Annotated in this window: 11 protein-coding genes; 8 read left to right on the plus strand and 3 right to left on the minus strand. The window is 47.2% G+C overall.

Features of this window, described 5'->3' with window-relative positions:
• Positions 1–48: 48 nt before the first annotated feature.
• From recO to acpS, 3 genes are read left to right on the plus strand one after another with little or no spacing between them, the layout of a single operon-like run.
• On the plus strand, positions 49–780 hold the full coding sequence (recO, locus tag OCV37_RS02365) for a DNA repair protein RecO (protein WP_038178226.1): 732 nt from the start codon (positions 49–51) through the stop codon (positions 778–780).
• Entirely contained in the window at positions 777–1,508 is a 732-nt protein-coding gene (gene pdxJ, locus OCV37_RS02370) for a pyridoxine 5'-phosphate synthase (RefSeq protein ID WP_038178225.1), read from the plus strand. Before recO ends, pdxJ begins: the two co-directional genes overlap by 4 nt.
• Positions 1,509–1,511: 3 nt before the next feature.
• On the plus strand, positions 1,512–1,901 hold the full coding sequence (acpS, locus tag OCV37_RS02375) for a holo-ACP synthase (protein ID WP_038178224.1): 390 nt from the start codon (positions 1,512–1,514) through the stop codon (positions 1,899–1,901).
• Here acpS and barA read toward each other — a convergent pair.
• Positions 1,890–4,673, minus strand: coding sequence for a two-component sensor histidine kinase BarA (gene barA, locus OCV37_RS02380; protein WP_038178223.1), 2,784 nt, complete (start codon positions 4,671–4,673; stop codon positions 1,890–1,892). The two genes, acpS and barA, sit on opposite strands and share 12 nt — an antisense overlap.
• Positions 4,674–5,030: 357 nt before the next feature.
• Here barA and rlmD point away from each other — a divergent pair, with 357 nt between their 5' ends.
• The 5 genes from rlmD (at position 5,031) to eno (ending at position 12,783) form a co-directional block, all read left to right on the plus strand.
• Positions 5,031–6,362, plus strand: coding sequence for a 23S rRNA (uracil(1939)-C(5))-methyltransferase RlmD (gene rlmD, locus OCV37_RS02385; RefSeq protein ID WP_038178222.1), 1,332 nt, complete (start codon positions 5,031–5,033; stop codon positions 6,360–6,362).
• A gap of 97 nt (positions 6,363–6,459) precedes the next feature.
• Positions 6,460–8,679: a GTP diphosphokinase gene (gene relA / locus OCV37_RS02390; protein WP_038178221.1), complete on the plus strand. Its 2,220-nt coding sequence runs from the start codon at positions 6,460–6,462 to the stop codon at positions 8,677–8,679.
• Positions 8,680–8,755: 76 nt separating this feature from the next.
• On the plus strand, positions 8,756–9,565 hold the full coding sequence (gene mazG, locus OCV37_RS02395) for a nucleoside triphosphate pyrophosphohydrolase (protein WP_038178220.1): 810 nt from the start codon (positions 8,756–8,758) through the stop codon (positions 9,563–9,565).
• A 201-nt stretch (positions 9,566–9,766) separates the two neighbouring features.
• Complete coding sequence (locus tag OCV37_RS02400; protein ID WP_038178219.1) at positions 9,767–11,407, plus strand: CTP synthase; 1,641 nt, start codon at positions 9,767–9,769, stop codon at positions 11,405–11,407.
• Between the two features lie 74 nt (positions 11,408–11,481).
• The gene (gene eno / locus OCV37_RS02405) at positions 11,482–12,783 is read left to right on the plus strand and encodes a phosphopyruvate hydratase (RefSeq protein ID WP_038178218.1); all 1,302 of its coding nucleotides are present in this window, start codon (positions 11,482–11,484) and stop codon (positions 12,781–12,783) included.
• Between the two features lie 74 nt (positions 12,784–12,857).
• On the opposite strand, the gene OCV37_RS02410 is transcribed toward eno, so the two are convergent.
• Entirely contained in the window at positions 12,858–14,081 is a 1,224-nt protein-coding gene (locus OCV37_RS02410) for a multifunctional CCA addition/repair protein (protein ID WP_038178217.1), read from the minus strand.
• A 61-nt stretch (positions 14,082–14,142) separates the two neighbouring features.
• Entirely contained in the window at positions 14,143–14,751 is a 609-nt protein-coding gene (locus OCV37_RS02415) for a TIGR04211 family SH3 domain-containing protein (RefSeq protein WP_038178216.1), read from the minus strand.
• Positions 14,752–14,763: the final 12 nt, after the last annotated feature.

Genomic DNA, 14,763 nt, shown 5'->3' on the forward strand with positions numbered 1-14,763 from the left:
ATTTCGCCAACAGCCCCTGAGGTTGTTACCTCAAAGAGATAGGAATGAATGTCAGAGAACCAACTTCAGCGCTGTTTTGTGCTACATCGACGCTCATATAGCGAGAGTAGCCTGATTATTGATATCTTCAGTGAAGAATTCGGGCGAATGACTTTACTGTCTAAAGGTGCTCGACGTATTCGTTCCCCGCTAAAAGGGGTGTTGCAACCCTTTGTACCCTTGTTACTGAAATGGTCGGGGAAGGGGACGATGCGTACACTGCGTCAAGCCGAACCGATTAGTCTGGGTTTACCTTTAACCGGCATTCATTTATATTCAGCGCTGTATGTCAATGAATTACTGGCACGACTCATCCCTTCAGAAGTTCCCTTACCGGGGCTTTTTTATGATTATCTGCAAGTATTGACCGAACTGGCACAGTCATCGAATCCAGAGCCGGCCTTACGGCGTTTTGAACTCTCGTTACTGGCTTGTTTAGGTTATGGTGTCGATTTTTTACATTGTGCCGGCAGCGGAGAACCAGTTGTGCCGACCATGACTTATCGATACCGGGAACAAAAAGGGTTTATTGCTTCCGTTCGCAAAGATAATCTGACATTTGTGGGAGAAGAGTTGATAGCCATCAGTGAGCGACGCTTCACGACACAAGCACAGTTACAGGCTGCCAAACGGTTTACCCGGATAGCACTCAAACCTTATCTGGGGGCAAAACCATTAAAAAGCCGAGAACTATTCATTTCTCAAATTGGTATTTCGAGAGCACGGAGTAAAGGAACATGAGCGCAATTCTTTTAGGCGTTAATATCGATCACATTGCAACATTACGGAATGCACGTGGGACTAAATACCCCGATCCAGTTCATGCTGCTGAGGTGGCTGAACGAGCTGGTGCAGATGGAATAACGATTCATTTGAGAGAAGACCGCCGCCATATTCTTGATCGTGATGTAAAGATTCTAAGAGAGACACTACAAACCCGGATGAATTTAGAAATGGCCGTCACTGATGAAATGGTGGCGATCGCATTAGAGGTTGGCCCGGACTATGTTTGCCTCGTTCCCGAGAAGCGTGAAGAATTAACCACTGAAGGTGGTCTGGATGTTTTAGGACAGCTTGAAAAAGTCAAATCAGCCACTCAGAAGTTAACGGATGCCGGGATTAAAGTGTCACTCTTCATTGATGCTGATAAAGAACAGATTGATGCGGCGAAAGCCTGCGGTGCACCTTACGTTGAATTGCATACCGGTCATTATGCGGATGCTGAAACCACTGCGGCTCAGCAAGATGAGTTAAAGAAAATTTCAGCAGCAGCCAGCTATGCCAGTGATATCGGTTTGATCGTCAATGCCGGTCATGGGCTGACTTACCATAATGTCGCTGCCATTGCTGCAATGCCTGAAATCCACGAACTGAACATCGGTCATTCGATTATTGGTCGTTCTGTCTTTGATGGTCTTGCGAAGGCTGTCGCGGATATGAAGGCTTTAATGATTGAGGCCCGACGTTAATTTATGGCAATCGTCGGCTTTGGCACTGATATTGTTGAAATCGAGCGGATCGCTGCTGCGATTTCCAGAAATGGCGATGCCTTTGCACAGCGCATTTTGAGTGACAGTGAGTTTGAAATTTATGCTCAGAGTAAAAAACCGGAGCGATTTTTAGCGAAGCGTTTTGCGGTCAAAGAGGCCGCCTCAAAAGCATTGGGGACCGGGATCGCGCAAGGTGTATCACTTCAGGATTTTACTGTGTTGAATAATGAACACGGTAAACCATCACTCCAGTTAAGTGGCAAAGCTGCTGAGTTTGCTCAGTCATTTGGCGTAAACGCGATTCATCTTTCGATATCTGATGAGCGACGCTACGCAGTTGCTTCAGTGATTCTTGAAAACTCAGGCCATTAATCGTTGCGCGGCTTCAGCCACTTTTGCCATTTCATCCTGTAATTCAAACAGTTCAGGCTCAAGGTCTTTGATGGCCGAGCCTGAGCGCAGTGACTGTTCCAGCGTCGCACAGATTTTTCTTAATCTGGGCACGCCGCTATAGGAACAACTGCCATGCAGCTTGTGGATATGATGCAGTAAGGTTTCCTGATCAGATTCGCCGTTCAAAGATAATTCAATGGTCTGATGAATGTCTGGGATAGAGTCAACCAACATCGTCAGCATATCTTTGGCTAAATCTTCTTTATTCGCAGCCTGTTTTAAAGCCATCTGCCAGTCAATGACTGAAGACTGTGCTGACGCTGATGGTGAGATATCAGTCGATTGTGGCGGCGCGAGGGTTGGGGCGTCTTGTTGTGACCGTTGCGGTTGAGGGTTCCAGTGAACCAAAACCTGCTGCAGGACATGCTCCTCGATCGGTTTTGTCAGGTAATCATCCATCCCTTCATTGAGCAGACGATCCCGTTCTCCTACCATGGCGTGGGCCGTGACAGCAATGACTGGTGTCGTGGTATTGAGCGGTAATTGTTTGATCTCCTGACAAGCGGTGACCCCATCCATTTTGGGCATTTGAATATCCATAAAGATAATATCAAACTTCTGGCGGCTTGCGATCTCGACGGCTTCTTCTCCGTTGGTACAGCTAATCACCGTATCAACCCGCTCTTGTAAGAGCGCCGTGATCAACTTCAGGTTTGCCGGATTGTCATCGACGGCCATGACGGTTAACGGCATCTTCTCAATCGAAGCCGAATGGCTGATTTCTTCCGGGAAAGAAGACATCTCAGGATGAATATCCAACATCACCTGGAGCAATTTTTTACGCGCAAGCGGTTTCGTCAGACACTTGATCGGATAATGCGTCATCAAATGGTCAGCCAGTGCTAATTCGGTACTCGGAATTCCGACTAACACATGTTCAGAGCAAGCCACCGCTTTTTTGACCAGTGCTTCCGCTTCTTCAGAGACCAGTTTTTGAACCGGGGAGAAGTTGAGGATCACATAGTCGGATTGCGGCGGATTATCCGGTAATACGGACATATAATTGACGCGTAAGCCCGATTGCGTCAGCGTCTGCTGCAAAATAGAAGCCGACTGCATATGAGATTCAATCAGCAGAACTTCTTTACCCGCCAACTGTTTCTGGGTATACCATTCACCCATCATAATGTCGGTCGGATGAAGCCGTATCGTAAACCAGAACGTTGAACCGCGGTGCAAGCGGCTGGTCAGACTGATCTCTCCACCCATCTGGCTGACCAGTTTTTGCGTGATGACCAAGCCCAGTCCCGTGCCGCCATAACGACGGGAAATACTGGCATCCGCCTGACTGAACGCTTGGAATAACTGCGCTTGTTGTCGTTCGGAAATCCCAATCCCGGTATCGCGGACCATAAATTGTAACTCAACCAAGTCGTCCCGGACGGAACGCAGTTCAACACTGATATCAATATTGCCTCGTTCAGTAAACTTAATCGAGTTGCCGACCAGATTGGTGATAACCTGCTGGATCCGGAGTGGGTCTCCGACCAGACCGACAGGAATTTTCGGATCAATTTTGAGGTTAATCTCCAGCCCTTTTTCATGCGCACTGGTGGCCAGCAGATCGACCACTTCTTCGAGATTCTCTTGCAATTCAAACGGCACATTTTCCAGTGCCAGTTTGCCCGCTTCCAGTTTGGAAAAATCCAAAATGTCATTAATGATCGTTAAGAGATTATTCGCGGAACGTTCAATGGTTTGCAGGTAATCTTTCTGGCTATTGGTAAGCTGTGTTTTCAAAATTTGTCGGGTGAAGCCGATCACGCCATTCAATGGCGTTCTTAATTCGTGAGACATATTGGCCAGAAACTCTGATTTGACCCGGGCAGCTTCCTGAGCCCGCTTCTTGGCGATATCCAGTTCAACGTTCTGGATTTCAAGCTGTTCGAGTGTTTCCCGAAGATCGGATGTAGCTTGATCGATACTATGTTGCATCTCGACATGGTACTCCGATAGCGAAACAGCCATCGCGTTGATACCTTTCTTCAGCTCATCGAGCTCGCCATGCATTTCTCCCTCAATCCGCACATCCAAATGTCCTCGACGGATCCGATCCAACATATTTTTCATATGAGTAATCGGACGGGTAACATCGTGAAGTAAACGGAAGGCAAACGCCCCGGAAAGTGCTAAACCGAGAATTAAGACCAAAATCGCAGAAAAGATTTCTTGATACTGCTGGAGTCTCAGCGATGATAGGTCAAGTTCGATGACAATGTAGCCCAGAACCGGTAAGGTTTCGGCATTCGCTCTGCCATCAATCAGCCGACTTTCCGCTAGAATCGGAGTGCGCAGAATTAAGGTGTTGTTATCCCGCATTTCGGCACTACCTAAAATCGGGATCGGCTTGTTTTTCGGATAAGTCAGCGATTCAAAATTGGGATGGAAGTTTGAGGTGACGAAGAGTTCATGATGCTTATCGAAAACGGCGATACTCCGGACAAACTGAGAATTTTTACGATGCGCATAACTGATAATGCGTCTGACTGATTCCCGGCTGTGTTTCTCTAATCCTTCTTCGCTGGCAATTGCCAGCGGCTCAATGATATTTGAGCCAGCATTGATCACCTGAGACTCAAGATCGTGGTAACGATTGTAAGAAAAAAACGCACTTAATAGCAGGCCGATAATGAGCGTCGGTGCCAGAGTGAGTGTGATGACGCGAGTGCGCAAGCCATATTTGGTGGTCATGAGTCTCTAATTATCATAATGAAGCTCAGAAATAACGTATCAAGTGATGCACTTTTCTGCTTTCTGTTGAGATTTTCTTCCGTCACGGAGAAGGATTATCTGAGTTGCTAGCTTAATCAAGTCATCGACAATTCACAATTTATTCTTGATAAGAATAGTGATGATTTCACGAAATTGAATGCGCTTTTATTGCTCGTTTTTTTCTGGGTGGATTATTTGCTAAACATCGTGAGGTGGATATGGGAAAATAACGGCAATTCAAAAATCTCTGTTGTTATTTCAGGCCTTTCATCGGTACGTTGTTTATCACTCCGGGAAAGATACATTTGACGACATCACAAGCGGTAATAGATTTATATGGCTCGTTTTTTCCAACCTAAAAAGCAATCGACGATCAATCAAAAGCACCAATCTGTTGCGGTGGTTCGTATGGACCATCATGGTGAGGGGATCGCTTCTCTGGGTGGAAAACCAGTGTTTATCGAAGGTGCTTTACCGACCGAGCAAGTCCTGATTCAACTGACCGAGAATAAGAGTAAGTATGCCCGGGCAAAACTTATTCAGGTACAACAGGAGAGTGCGGAGCGGACCCAACCGTTTTGTCCGCATTATCAGCGCTGTGGCGGATGCAATCTGCAACACCTCTGTCACCGCGAGCAAGTCAGGTACAAGCAGGAGTCGCTGTCACAGTTGCTTCGTAAGTTTGCCGGATTATCGGTGCCACTCTCACCGGTTATTTCTGATGTGGATTTGGGGTATCGACGTCGGGCCCGTTTCAGTTTGAAGTGGGACAGCGCGTCAAAGTCTCTTGCATTCGGCTTCCGTCAGAAAGGAAGCAACCGGATTGTTGATATTGAGCGTTGTGCCGTTTTGGATCCTGCACTAGAGCCACTGATTCCTCAACTCAGAGTGCTGTTTGAGTCAGTATCTCAGCCAGAGAAACTCGGTCATCTGGAATTGATTGCAGCTGATAGCGGCCCGGTCATGTTATTGCGTCTTCTTGGTGAACTGACGACATCAGATCAAGACAAGATCATGACTTTTGCGCAGCAACAGCATCTTTCCCTGTATATGATGACCGAAGCCGGTCAGCCGCGTTTACAACATGGTCATGAACCCGTCTATCGTGAGACCGGGATTGAAATTGCTTTCCGGCCCCACCATTTCATACAAATCAATCGCCATATTAATCAGAAAATGGTTGAGCAGGCCCTGTCTTGGCTGACGCTCAGTGAAGAAGATCGTGTGCTAGATTTATTCTGTGGTGTGGGTAACTTTAGTTTACCTATTGCGCGGCAGGTCAAATCACTGGTCGGGGTTGAAGGCATTGAGGAAATGGTCGTACAGGCGCGTCATAATGCGGTGCATAATCAGATTTCCAATGCTGATTTTTATCAGGCGAATCTTGAGGAAACATTGACCGGAACCGAGTGGGCGCAGGAGAAATTTGATAAAGTATTACTCGACCCGGCCAGAGCTGGTGCAAAAGGTGTGATCGATTTGCTGTCAGATTTTGGCGCTCAGCGCGTGGTTTATGTATCTTGTGATCCGGCGACGCTGGCCAGAGATAGTCAGCGCCTCTTACAGCAAGGATATCAGTTAGAGAAAGTGGGGATGTTAGATATGTTTCCTCACACCAGCCATCTGGAATCGATGGCTTTATTTATCAGACAGTCACGCCGGTCGTGAAACCGTCAGATGAGATGAACTCATCAGGAGCGTTAGGGTCGAAGTCACATAGCGATCTTCAATCAACGAACATAACACTAGGACGAAATAGAGAATAATGGTTGCGGTAAGAAACGCACATCTGAATCCAGACGAACAATTTGAACCCGAGAAGTGGATCGCCAGTATCGTGCGCGATCCTAAAATCGCGGAGCGACTAAAACAGGTTTATCGACAGATGGAACTTCTGGTCGTCGATCATCCGGCCGGGCCGCTATTGCTGTGGCGTGGTCGTGAGATGATCGAGATACTCGTCACGCTGTCGATGGACCCGGAAACCTTAGTTGCCGCGCTATTATTCCCAGTGGTATCTGGTGGATTGCTCGATGCTGAAATTTTGCAAGAACGCTATGGCAAAGACATTATCAAGTTGATTGATGGTGTTGAGGAGATGGCGGCGATCGGGCAATTGAATGTCACCATGCAAGGCAGTGAAGCGTCAACTCAGGTTGATAATGTCCGGCGGATGCTGTTAGCGATGGTGGATGATTTCCGTTGCGTGGTGATTAAGCTTGCTGAACGTATTTGTAACCTGCGGGAAGTCAAAGATCAGCCAGACGAAATCAGACGACAGGCGGCAAAAGAGTGCGCCAATATTTATGCGCCTTTGGCCAACCGTCTGGGGATCGGGCAGTTAAAGTGGGAAATGGAAGATTACGCCTTTCGTTATCAGCAACCGGATACCTACAAACAAATTGCCAAACAGTTGTCTGAACGACGGATTGTCCGCGAAAAATATATTCAAGATTTTGTGGAAGATCTGCGTGAAGAGATGCTTCTGTCCAACATTCAAGCCGAAGTCAGCGGACGTCCGAAACATATCTACAGTATCTGGCGCAAGATGCAGAAAAAGAGTCTGGCATTCGATGAGTTATTTGATGTCCGGGCGGTTCGGATTATTGCTGAAAAACTGCAGGATTGTTATGCAGCGCTAGGCGTGGTTCATACCAAATATAAACATTTACCCAGTGAATTCGATGATTACGTCGCCAACCCGAAACCCAATGGGTATCAGTCAATTCATACGGTTATTCTTGGCCCGGAAGGGAAAACCATTGAAATTCAGATTCGGACCCGTCAGATGCATGAGGAGTCCGAGTTAGGGGTTGCTGCACATTGGAAATATAAAGAAGGCAGTTCGGCCGGACACCGTGGCTATGATGAAAAAATTACGTGGTTGCGCAAGTTGCTTGACTGGCAAGAAGAAATGTCCGATTCCGGCGAAATGTTGGATGAATTGCGCAGTCAGGTATTTGATGATCGTGTTTATGCCTTTACCCCGAAAGGGGATGTGGTTGATTTGCCGATGGGGGCAACACCTCTGGACTTTGCTTACCATATCCATTCGGAAGTCGGGCATCGCTGTATCGGTGCAAAAGTCGCCGGACGTATCGTGCCATTTACTCATAAACTGACGATGGGCGATCAGGTGGAAATTATCACCGCCAAAGAACCGAATCCATCACGAGACTGGCTCAATCCTGCGTTGGGATTTGTTCACTCTGGCCGTGCCCGGGCCAAGATTAATGCTTGGTTTAGAAAGCAAAGCCGGGAGAAGAATTTAGAGGCAGGCCGGGAAATTCTGGAAACCGAACTGGCAAAAATCGGTGCGACGCTCAAAGATGCCAGCGAATATGCGCTGAAACGGTTTAATGTCAATTCACCGGATGAACTATATGTCGGCATCGGCAGCGGTGATTTACGGATTAACCAAATCGTCAATCATATCAATGCATTGGTCAACAAACCGACCGCGGAAGAAGAAGATCAGCTGGTCCTTGAAAAATTACAAGAGAAGGAACAGAAGACGACCACGCCGGCACCGAGCAAAGATGCGGTTGTCGTCGAAGGGGTTGATAATTTAATGACCCATCTGGCGCGTTGTTGTCGTCCGATTCCCGGTGATGAGATTAAAGGTTACATTACTCAGGGGCGGGGGATTTCGGTCCACCGGAGTGACTGTGAACAGCTGGAAGAGTTGATGCATCATGCGCCGGAGCGCATTATTGATACCGTTTGGGGACGCGGGCTGCTCGGGTCTTATGTTCTGACCGTTCGGGTCGAAGCGATGGAACGTGGTGGTCTGTTGAAAGACATCACGACACTGCTGGCCAATGAGAAAATTAAGGTCGCCAGTATGAAAAGCCGGACCGATCATAAACGTCAGCTCATTTATATGGATTTTGATTTGGAACTGACAAGTGTTGAAGTGCTCTCCCGGGTATGTAAACGGATTGAGCAGACGAAAGATGTTTTGTCGGTTAAACGATTGGGGTAACTTGATTCGTCAGGTTTAGTCTCACAGAAAGCGAGGGATCTCCCTCGCTTTCTCTTTAGCATAAAAAAGAGGGGTTATGTCTCATCCGATTGAACAGTTAAAGCAGATTATGGCTCGGCTCAGAGATCCTCAATCCGGTTGTCCGTGGGATCAAAAGCAGACGTTTGAAAGTATTGTGCCGCATACGGTGGAAGAAACCTATGAGGTGGTTGATGCCATTTATGCGCAAGATTGGGAAAATCTGCAAGAAGAGCTAGGGGATTTTGTTTTTCAGGCTATTTTTTACAGCCAATTGGCTCAAGAACAAGGACTATTTGATTTTGATGATGTGATTCGCGGTGTGAACGAGAAGTTGATTCGTCGTCATCCCCATGTTTTTTCTGATCAGGTATTTGACAGTGAAGCTGAGATTCGGGCCAATTGGGAGAAAGTCAAAGCGGAAGAGAAAGCTCATACAGGACGTAAAGAGCAGAGTATTTTGGATGGGGTTCCGCAATCACTCCCCGCATTGAGCCGCGCTTATAAATTGCAGACAAAATGTGCGAAGCATGGCTTTGACTGGGAGACGTTAACACCAGTCGTCGATAAAGTTCGGGAAGAGCTTGATGAAGTCATTGACGAAGTGCGTCGCTCTCCGGCAGATCCTGCTGCGATAGAAGATGAGCTGGGCGACCTGTTGTTTGCGGTGGTGAATCTGACACGTCATTTAAAGCATCACCCTGAGTCAGCGCTGACGCGTGCAAATCAAAAGTTTGCCCGGCGGTTTCAAGGGGTCGAAGCTTTGGCCGGTCAGGCAGGGAAATCACTGGATGATTATACACTCGATGAACTCGATCAATTTTGGGTACAGGTCAAGCGCCAAGAGAAAAATCAGGGTTCAGATTGAACGTTAACTGGTCATGTGAGTCTTATCCATGTGGCTCAACTCAAATGAGCTACAATTGTGCGAATTGGATTTGATTTGAAGCAAAAAAGAAAAATTGAGAGTGTGATAAGTTTCACGTTGTGGCGTTAATGGGGTTCTGGTATATTTACTTCCCGTCCAGAAGAAATCCATTTCCCTCATTCAACCAATTTCAGGTTAAACATGACGACAAAGTATATTTTTGTGACTGGCGGGGTCGTATCCTCTCTAGGTAAAGGCATTGCAGCAGCATCGCTTGCAGCGATTTTAGAAGCACGTGGTCTGAAAGTGACCCTCATGAAGCTGGATCCGTACATTAACGTTGATCCGGGCACCATGAGTCCGACTCAGCACGGTGAAGTATTCGTCACTGAAGATGGGGCGGAAACCGATCTGGATCTGGGCCATTACGAGCGCTTTATCCGGACCAAGATGACCAAGCGGAACAATTTTACCGCAGGTCGTGTGTATGCGGATGTGCTACGCAAAGAACGCCGTGGTGACTACCTCGGTGCGACCATTCAGGTGATCCCTCACATTACGAACTCGATTAAAGATCGTGTGATTGCCGGTGCTGAAGGTCACGAAGTCGCTATTGTTGAAATCGGTGGCACCGTGGGTGATATTGAGTCTCTGCCGTTCATCGAAGCGATTCGTCAGCTTGCTGTAGACATTGGTCGTGAAAATGCCATGTTTATGCATTTAACCTTAGTTCCTTATCTGGCAGCTGCCGGTGAAGTGAAAACCAAACCAACTCAGCACTCTGTCAAAGAATTACTCTCTATCGGTATTCAGCCGGATATCCTAATTTGTCGTTCTGATCGCATCATTCCTGCCAATGAGCGGAAAAAAATTGCACTGTTCTGTAATGTGGCTGAAAAAGCCGTCATCTCGATGAAAGATGTCGATTCAATTTATAAAATTCCACAACTGATTAAGTCACAGGGGCTGGATGATTTGGTTTGTTCTCGCTTCGGGATTGAAGCTCCGGAAGCAGACCTGTCTGAATGGGAACAGGTGATTTATGAAGAAGCCAATCCGACCGGTGAGGTGGTCATCGGTATGGTCGGCAAATATATTGAGTTGCCTGATGCGTATAAATCGGTCAACGAAGCTTTAAAACATGCAGGTCTGAAAAATCGTTTAAGTGTTCAGATCAAGTATGTGGATTCTCAAGATCTGGAGAATAAAGGCGTTGAATTGCTCGAAGGGTTAGATGCGATTCTGGTGCCGGGCGGATTCGGTGATCGTGGTATCGAAGGGAAGATCCTCGCGGCTCAGTATGCGCGTGAAAATAAGATCCCTTATCTGGGCATTTGTTTAGGGATGCAAGTGGCGTTGATTGAGTATGCCCGTCACGTTGCGGGGATGGAAGGTGCGCATTCAACAGAATTTAATCGTGCGACTGAATATCCTGTTGTCGGTCTGATTACCGAATGGATTGATTCTGACGGTCAGGTTGAAGAGCGTTCCGAGAAATCAGATTTAGGTGGTACGATGCGTTTGGGAGCACAATTATGTCATCTTGAAGAAGGCAGTAAAGTGCATGCATTATATGGTAGTAAAACCATTTACGAACGTCACCGTCACCGTTATGAAGTGAATAATGTACTTCGCCCTCAAATTGAAGCAGCAGGACTCAAAGTGTCTGGTTTATCTGCGGATAAAAAACTGGTTGAGGTAATTGAGAACCCTGATCACCCATGGTTTGTGGCTTCTCAGTATCACCCTGAGTTTACTTCAACACCTCGTGATGGACATCCGCTGTTTACCGGGTTTGTAAAAGCTGCTGGTGAGTACCAGCGTCGTACTATAGAGAAATAAAAGGACACGGGTAACGGTAGGGAATACGGTTACCCTATAGGTTTGACATTTAAATTCAAAGAGAGGAAACATTAATGTCTAAGATCGTTAAAATTCTAGGTCGTGAAATCATCGACTCTCGCGGAAACCCAACTGTAGAAGCTGAAGTCCACCTAGAAGGCGGTTTCGTAGGTATGGCTGCTGCACCATCTGGTGCATCTACTGGCTCTCGTGAAGCGCTTGAGCTTCGTGATGGTGATAAGTCTCGTTTCCTGGGTAAAGGGGTTCTGAAAGCTGTTGAAGCAGTCAATGGCCCAATTGCTGAAGCGCTGATTGGTAAAGATGCAAAAGATCAAGCAGCTATCGACCAAGTGATGATTGATCTGGATGGTACAGAAAACAAATCTAAGTTCGGTGCTAACGCGATTCTGGCTGTTTCTCTGGCAAACGCAAAAGCAGCTGCGGCTGCAAAAGGCATGCCTCTGTACGAGCACATCGCTGAACTGAACGGTACTCCTGGTCAATTCTCTATGCCGCTGCCAATGATGAACATCATCAACGGTGGTGAGCACGCAGACAACAACGTTGATATTCAAGAATTCATGATTCAACCTGTTGGTGCGAAAACGCTGAAAGAAGCATTGCGTATCGGTGCAGAAGTGTTCCATAACCTTGCCAAAGTTCTGAAAGCAAAAGGCCTGAACACCGCTGTCGGTGACGAAGGTGGTTTCGCTCCTAACCTTGAATCAAATGCTGCTGCACTGGCTGCAATCAAAGAAGCAGTTGAGCAAGCTGGCTACGTTCTGGGTAAAGACGTGACTCTGGCTATGGACTGTGCAGCTTCTGAGTTCTACAACAAAGAACAAGGTATCTACGACCTGAAAGGCGAAGGTAAAACGTTCTCTTCTGAAGAGTTCTCTAAATATCTTGAAGGTCTGGTTGCAGAATACCCAATCGTTTCTATCGAAGATGGTCTGGACGAGTCTGACTGGGACGGCTTCAAGTTCCAAACTGAACTGCTGGGTGGCAAGATCCAGTTGGTTGGTGACGACCTGTTCGTAACTAACACGAAGATCCTGAAAGAAGGTATCGAGAAAGGCGTTGCTAACTCTATCCTGATCAAGTTCAACCAGATTGGTTCTCTGACTGAAACACTGGCTGCAATCAAGATGGCAAAAGATGCAGGTTACACCGCTGTTATCTCTCACCGTAGTGGTGAAACTGAAGATGCAACGATTGCTGATCTGGCTGTTGGTACTGCTGCAGGTCAAATCAAAACTGGTTCTATGAGCCGTTCTGATCGTGTTGCGAAATATAACCAACTGATCCGTATCGAAGAAGCTCTGGGCGACCGTGCACCTTTCAACGGTTTGAAAGAAGTGAAAGGTCAAGCTTAATTACGGCTTTATCATGAATTGAAAAACGCCTCTTCGGAGGCGTTTTTTTTATCTTCGTTATTCAGACGATAAAATCATTCTGGCGATAACGCGGCTTTGAGCGCAGCTATTCTGCGTTTGTCTAGTTCGTCTCGAATCGCTGAGCCTTGATATCCAGCATCAATGATTGATTGAACATCAATTGCCAGTGCAGCCTGATAGGCTGATTCAAACAGTGACTTTTGTGGATAAGAGAGCGCTTCGTAGCCCAGCCGTCCCTGATGGTCTGCCTGACAGCAGAGCAGGACATTTTCCAGTCGCTGCGGTTTACGCCATACATCCATTTTATTCAGTATTTTGAGATAGGTTGCCGGCTTTAAAATGGCAGCATTGTGAATATTGGTATGGTGTTCACAGACGGTTAAGGCTAAATCTCGATATTCCGATGGCACACGAATCCGTTTGCACAACGCCCGGATACAAGCTAAGCCAGTATGGCAATGCATTTTATGGCTCGGCCATTCACTCGGTGGGGTTTTGCCTTTACCGAGGTCATGAACCATGGCGGCAAATCTGACTGGCAAAGCCGTGGAAAGCTGTGTTGCTTGACGCAGTACCATGAGCGTATGGATGCCCGTATCAATTTCAGGATGCCACTTTTCTGGTTGAGGTACGCCGAAAAGGCAATCAATCTCAGGGAAAATTACAGCCAGTGCACCACATTCTCTGAGTACGGATAAGAACACGTCCGGGGCGTCTGTTGCCAGCGCTTTATGGAGCTCTTGCCAGACTCGTTCAGCCGTTAAATGAGCAACTTCTCCGGACTGAACCATCTCACGCATCAGCATCATGGTTTCCGGGGCAACTGTAAATCCGAGTGCAGCATATCTGGCCGCGAATCTGGCAACGCGAAGGATCCGCACCGGATCCTCTGCGAAGGCATCTGAGACATGACGAAGCACACGTCGTTCTATATCGGTTTGGCCGTGATAGGGATCGAACAGCTGGCCCTGAGCATCCTGTGCCATGGCATTGATGGTTAAATCTCTGCGCATCAGATCGTCTTCAAGTGTTACTTCCGGTGAGAAAAAACACGCAAATCCGTGGTAGCCAGAGCCACTTTTCTTCTCCGTTCTCGCTAGCGCATATTCTTCTTTGGTTTTGGGATGCAGGAATACCGGAAAATCTTTCCCGACAGGGGTAAAACCTTGTTCAAGCATGACAGATGGGGTGCTGCCGACAACAACCCAATCTCGATCTTTGACCGGAAGGCCGAGTAACTGGTCGCGGACGGAACCTCCGACAAGATAGATTTGCACGGTTTACCTCTTGGCGTGAAGGAAATGATGAAGAAGGCCGGGATTCGGCCTTCTTATGCGATCAGAGCCAGTTTGAGTGCGATTTTTTCCGTCTTGGAATTAAATGGGGCAGAATGATCCCCAATAGAATCCCCCCAAGCGCAACACCGCCACCGTACATGAAGTATTTCATGAGCAGGTCTTCTTTCTGAGTATCTAATTTTGCCCGTAGCTCACGGGTTTCACTCTGCGCTGTCGCCAGTTTCTGGCTGATGCCACTATAGTTTTCTTCCAGTTCCGAAATTTGCTTGTTGCGAACTTCAAGCGATTCGACCAGCCCGGCTTTTTCCTGACTCGCTTTATGCTCGGCATCGGACAACTGTGCTTTAACATCTTTGAGCTCTTTTTCTAAGCGAGGCAGACGGGACGCCATACTTTCAGTGGTGGTAATAAACTTGTCTTGTACCCAACCCTGACGCCCTTTACTATCGAGTATCTCACTATAACCGGTTTCTTTATTGGTGTTCAGCAGTTGGACTTTCTCACCGGCATTGATACTGCCAATAATTCGATACTGGTTGCTCGGACCTGAATGCATATAGGTAAACAAGTCATCTGCTATATAGTGTACTTGTGCAAAAACGGGCGTGGTCAGAAGCGAAAGCAGCAACATGAATAACAGTTTTTTCACGATAAATCCTTT

Source organism: Vibrio rhizosphaerae, from assembly GCF_024347095.1.
GTDB lineage: Bacteria > Pseudomonadota > Gammaproteobacteria > Enterobacterales > Vibrionaceae > Vibrio > Vibrio rhizosphaerae.

Coding starts and splice junctions, on each gene's coding strand:
- recO (WP_038178226.1), top strand. CDS start 49: ATGTCAGAGAACCAACTTCAGCGCTGTTTTGTGCTACATCGACGCTCA.
- pdxJ (WP_038178225.1), top strand. CDS start 777: ATGAGCGCAATTCTTTTAGGCGTTAATATCGATCACATTGCAACATTA.
- acpS (WP_038178224.1), top strand. CDS start 1,512: ATGGCAATCGTCGGCTTTGGCACTGATATTGTTGAAATCGAGCGGATC.
- barA (WP_038178223.1), bottom strand. CDS start 4,673: ATGACCACCAAATATGGCTTGCGCACTCGCGTCATCACACTCACTCTG.
- rlmD (WP_038178222.1), top strand. CDS start 5,031: ATGGCTCGTTTTTTCCAACCTAAAAAGCAATCGACGATCAATCAAAAG.
- relA (WP_038178221.1), top strand. CDS start 6,460: ATGGTTGCGGTAAGAAACGCACATCTGAATCCAGACGAACAATTTGAA.
- mazG (WP_038178220.1), top strand. CDS start 8,756: ATGTCTCATCCGATTGAACAGTTAAAGCAGATTATGGCTCGGCTCAGA.
- OCV37_RS02400 (WP_038178219.1), top strand. CDS start 9,767: ATGACGACAAAGTATATTTTTGTGACTGGCGGGGTCGTATCCTCTCTA.
- eno (WP_038178218.1), top strand. CDS start 11,482: ATGTCTAAGATCGTTAAAATTCTAGGTCGTGAAATCATCGACTCTCGC.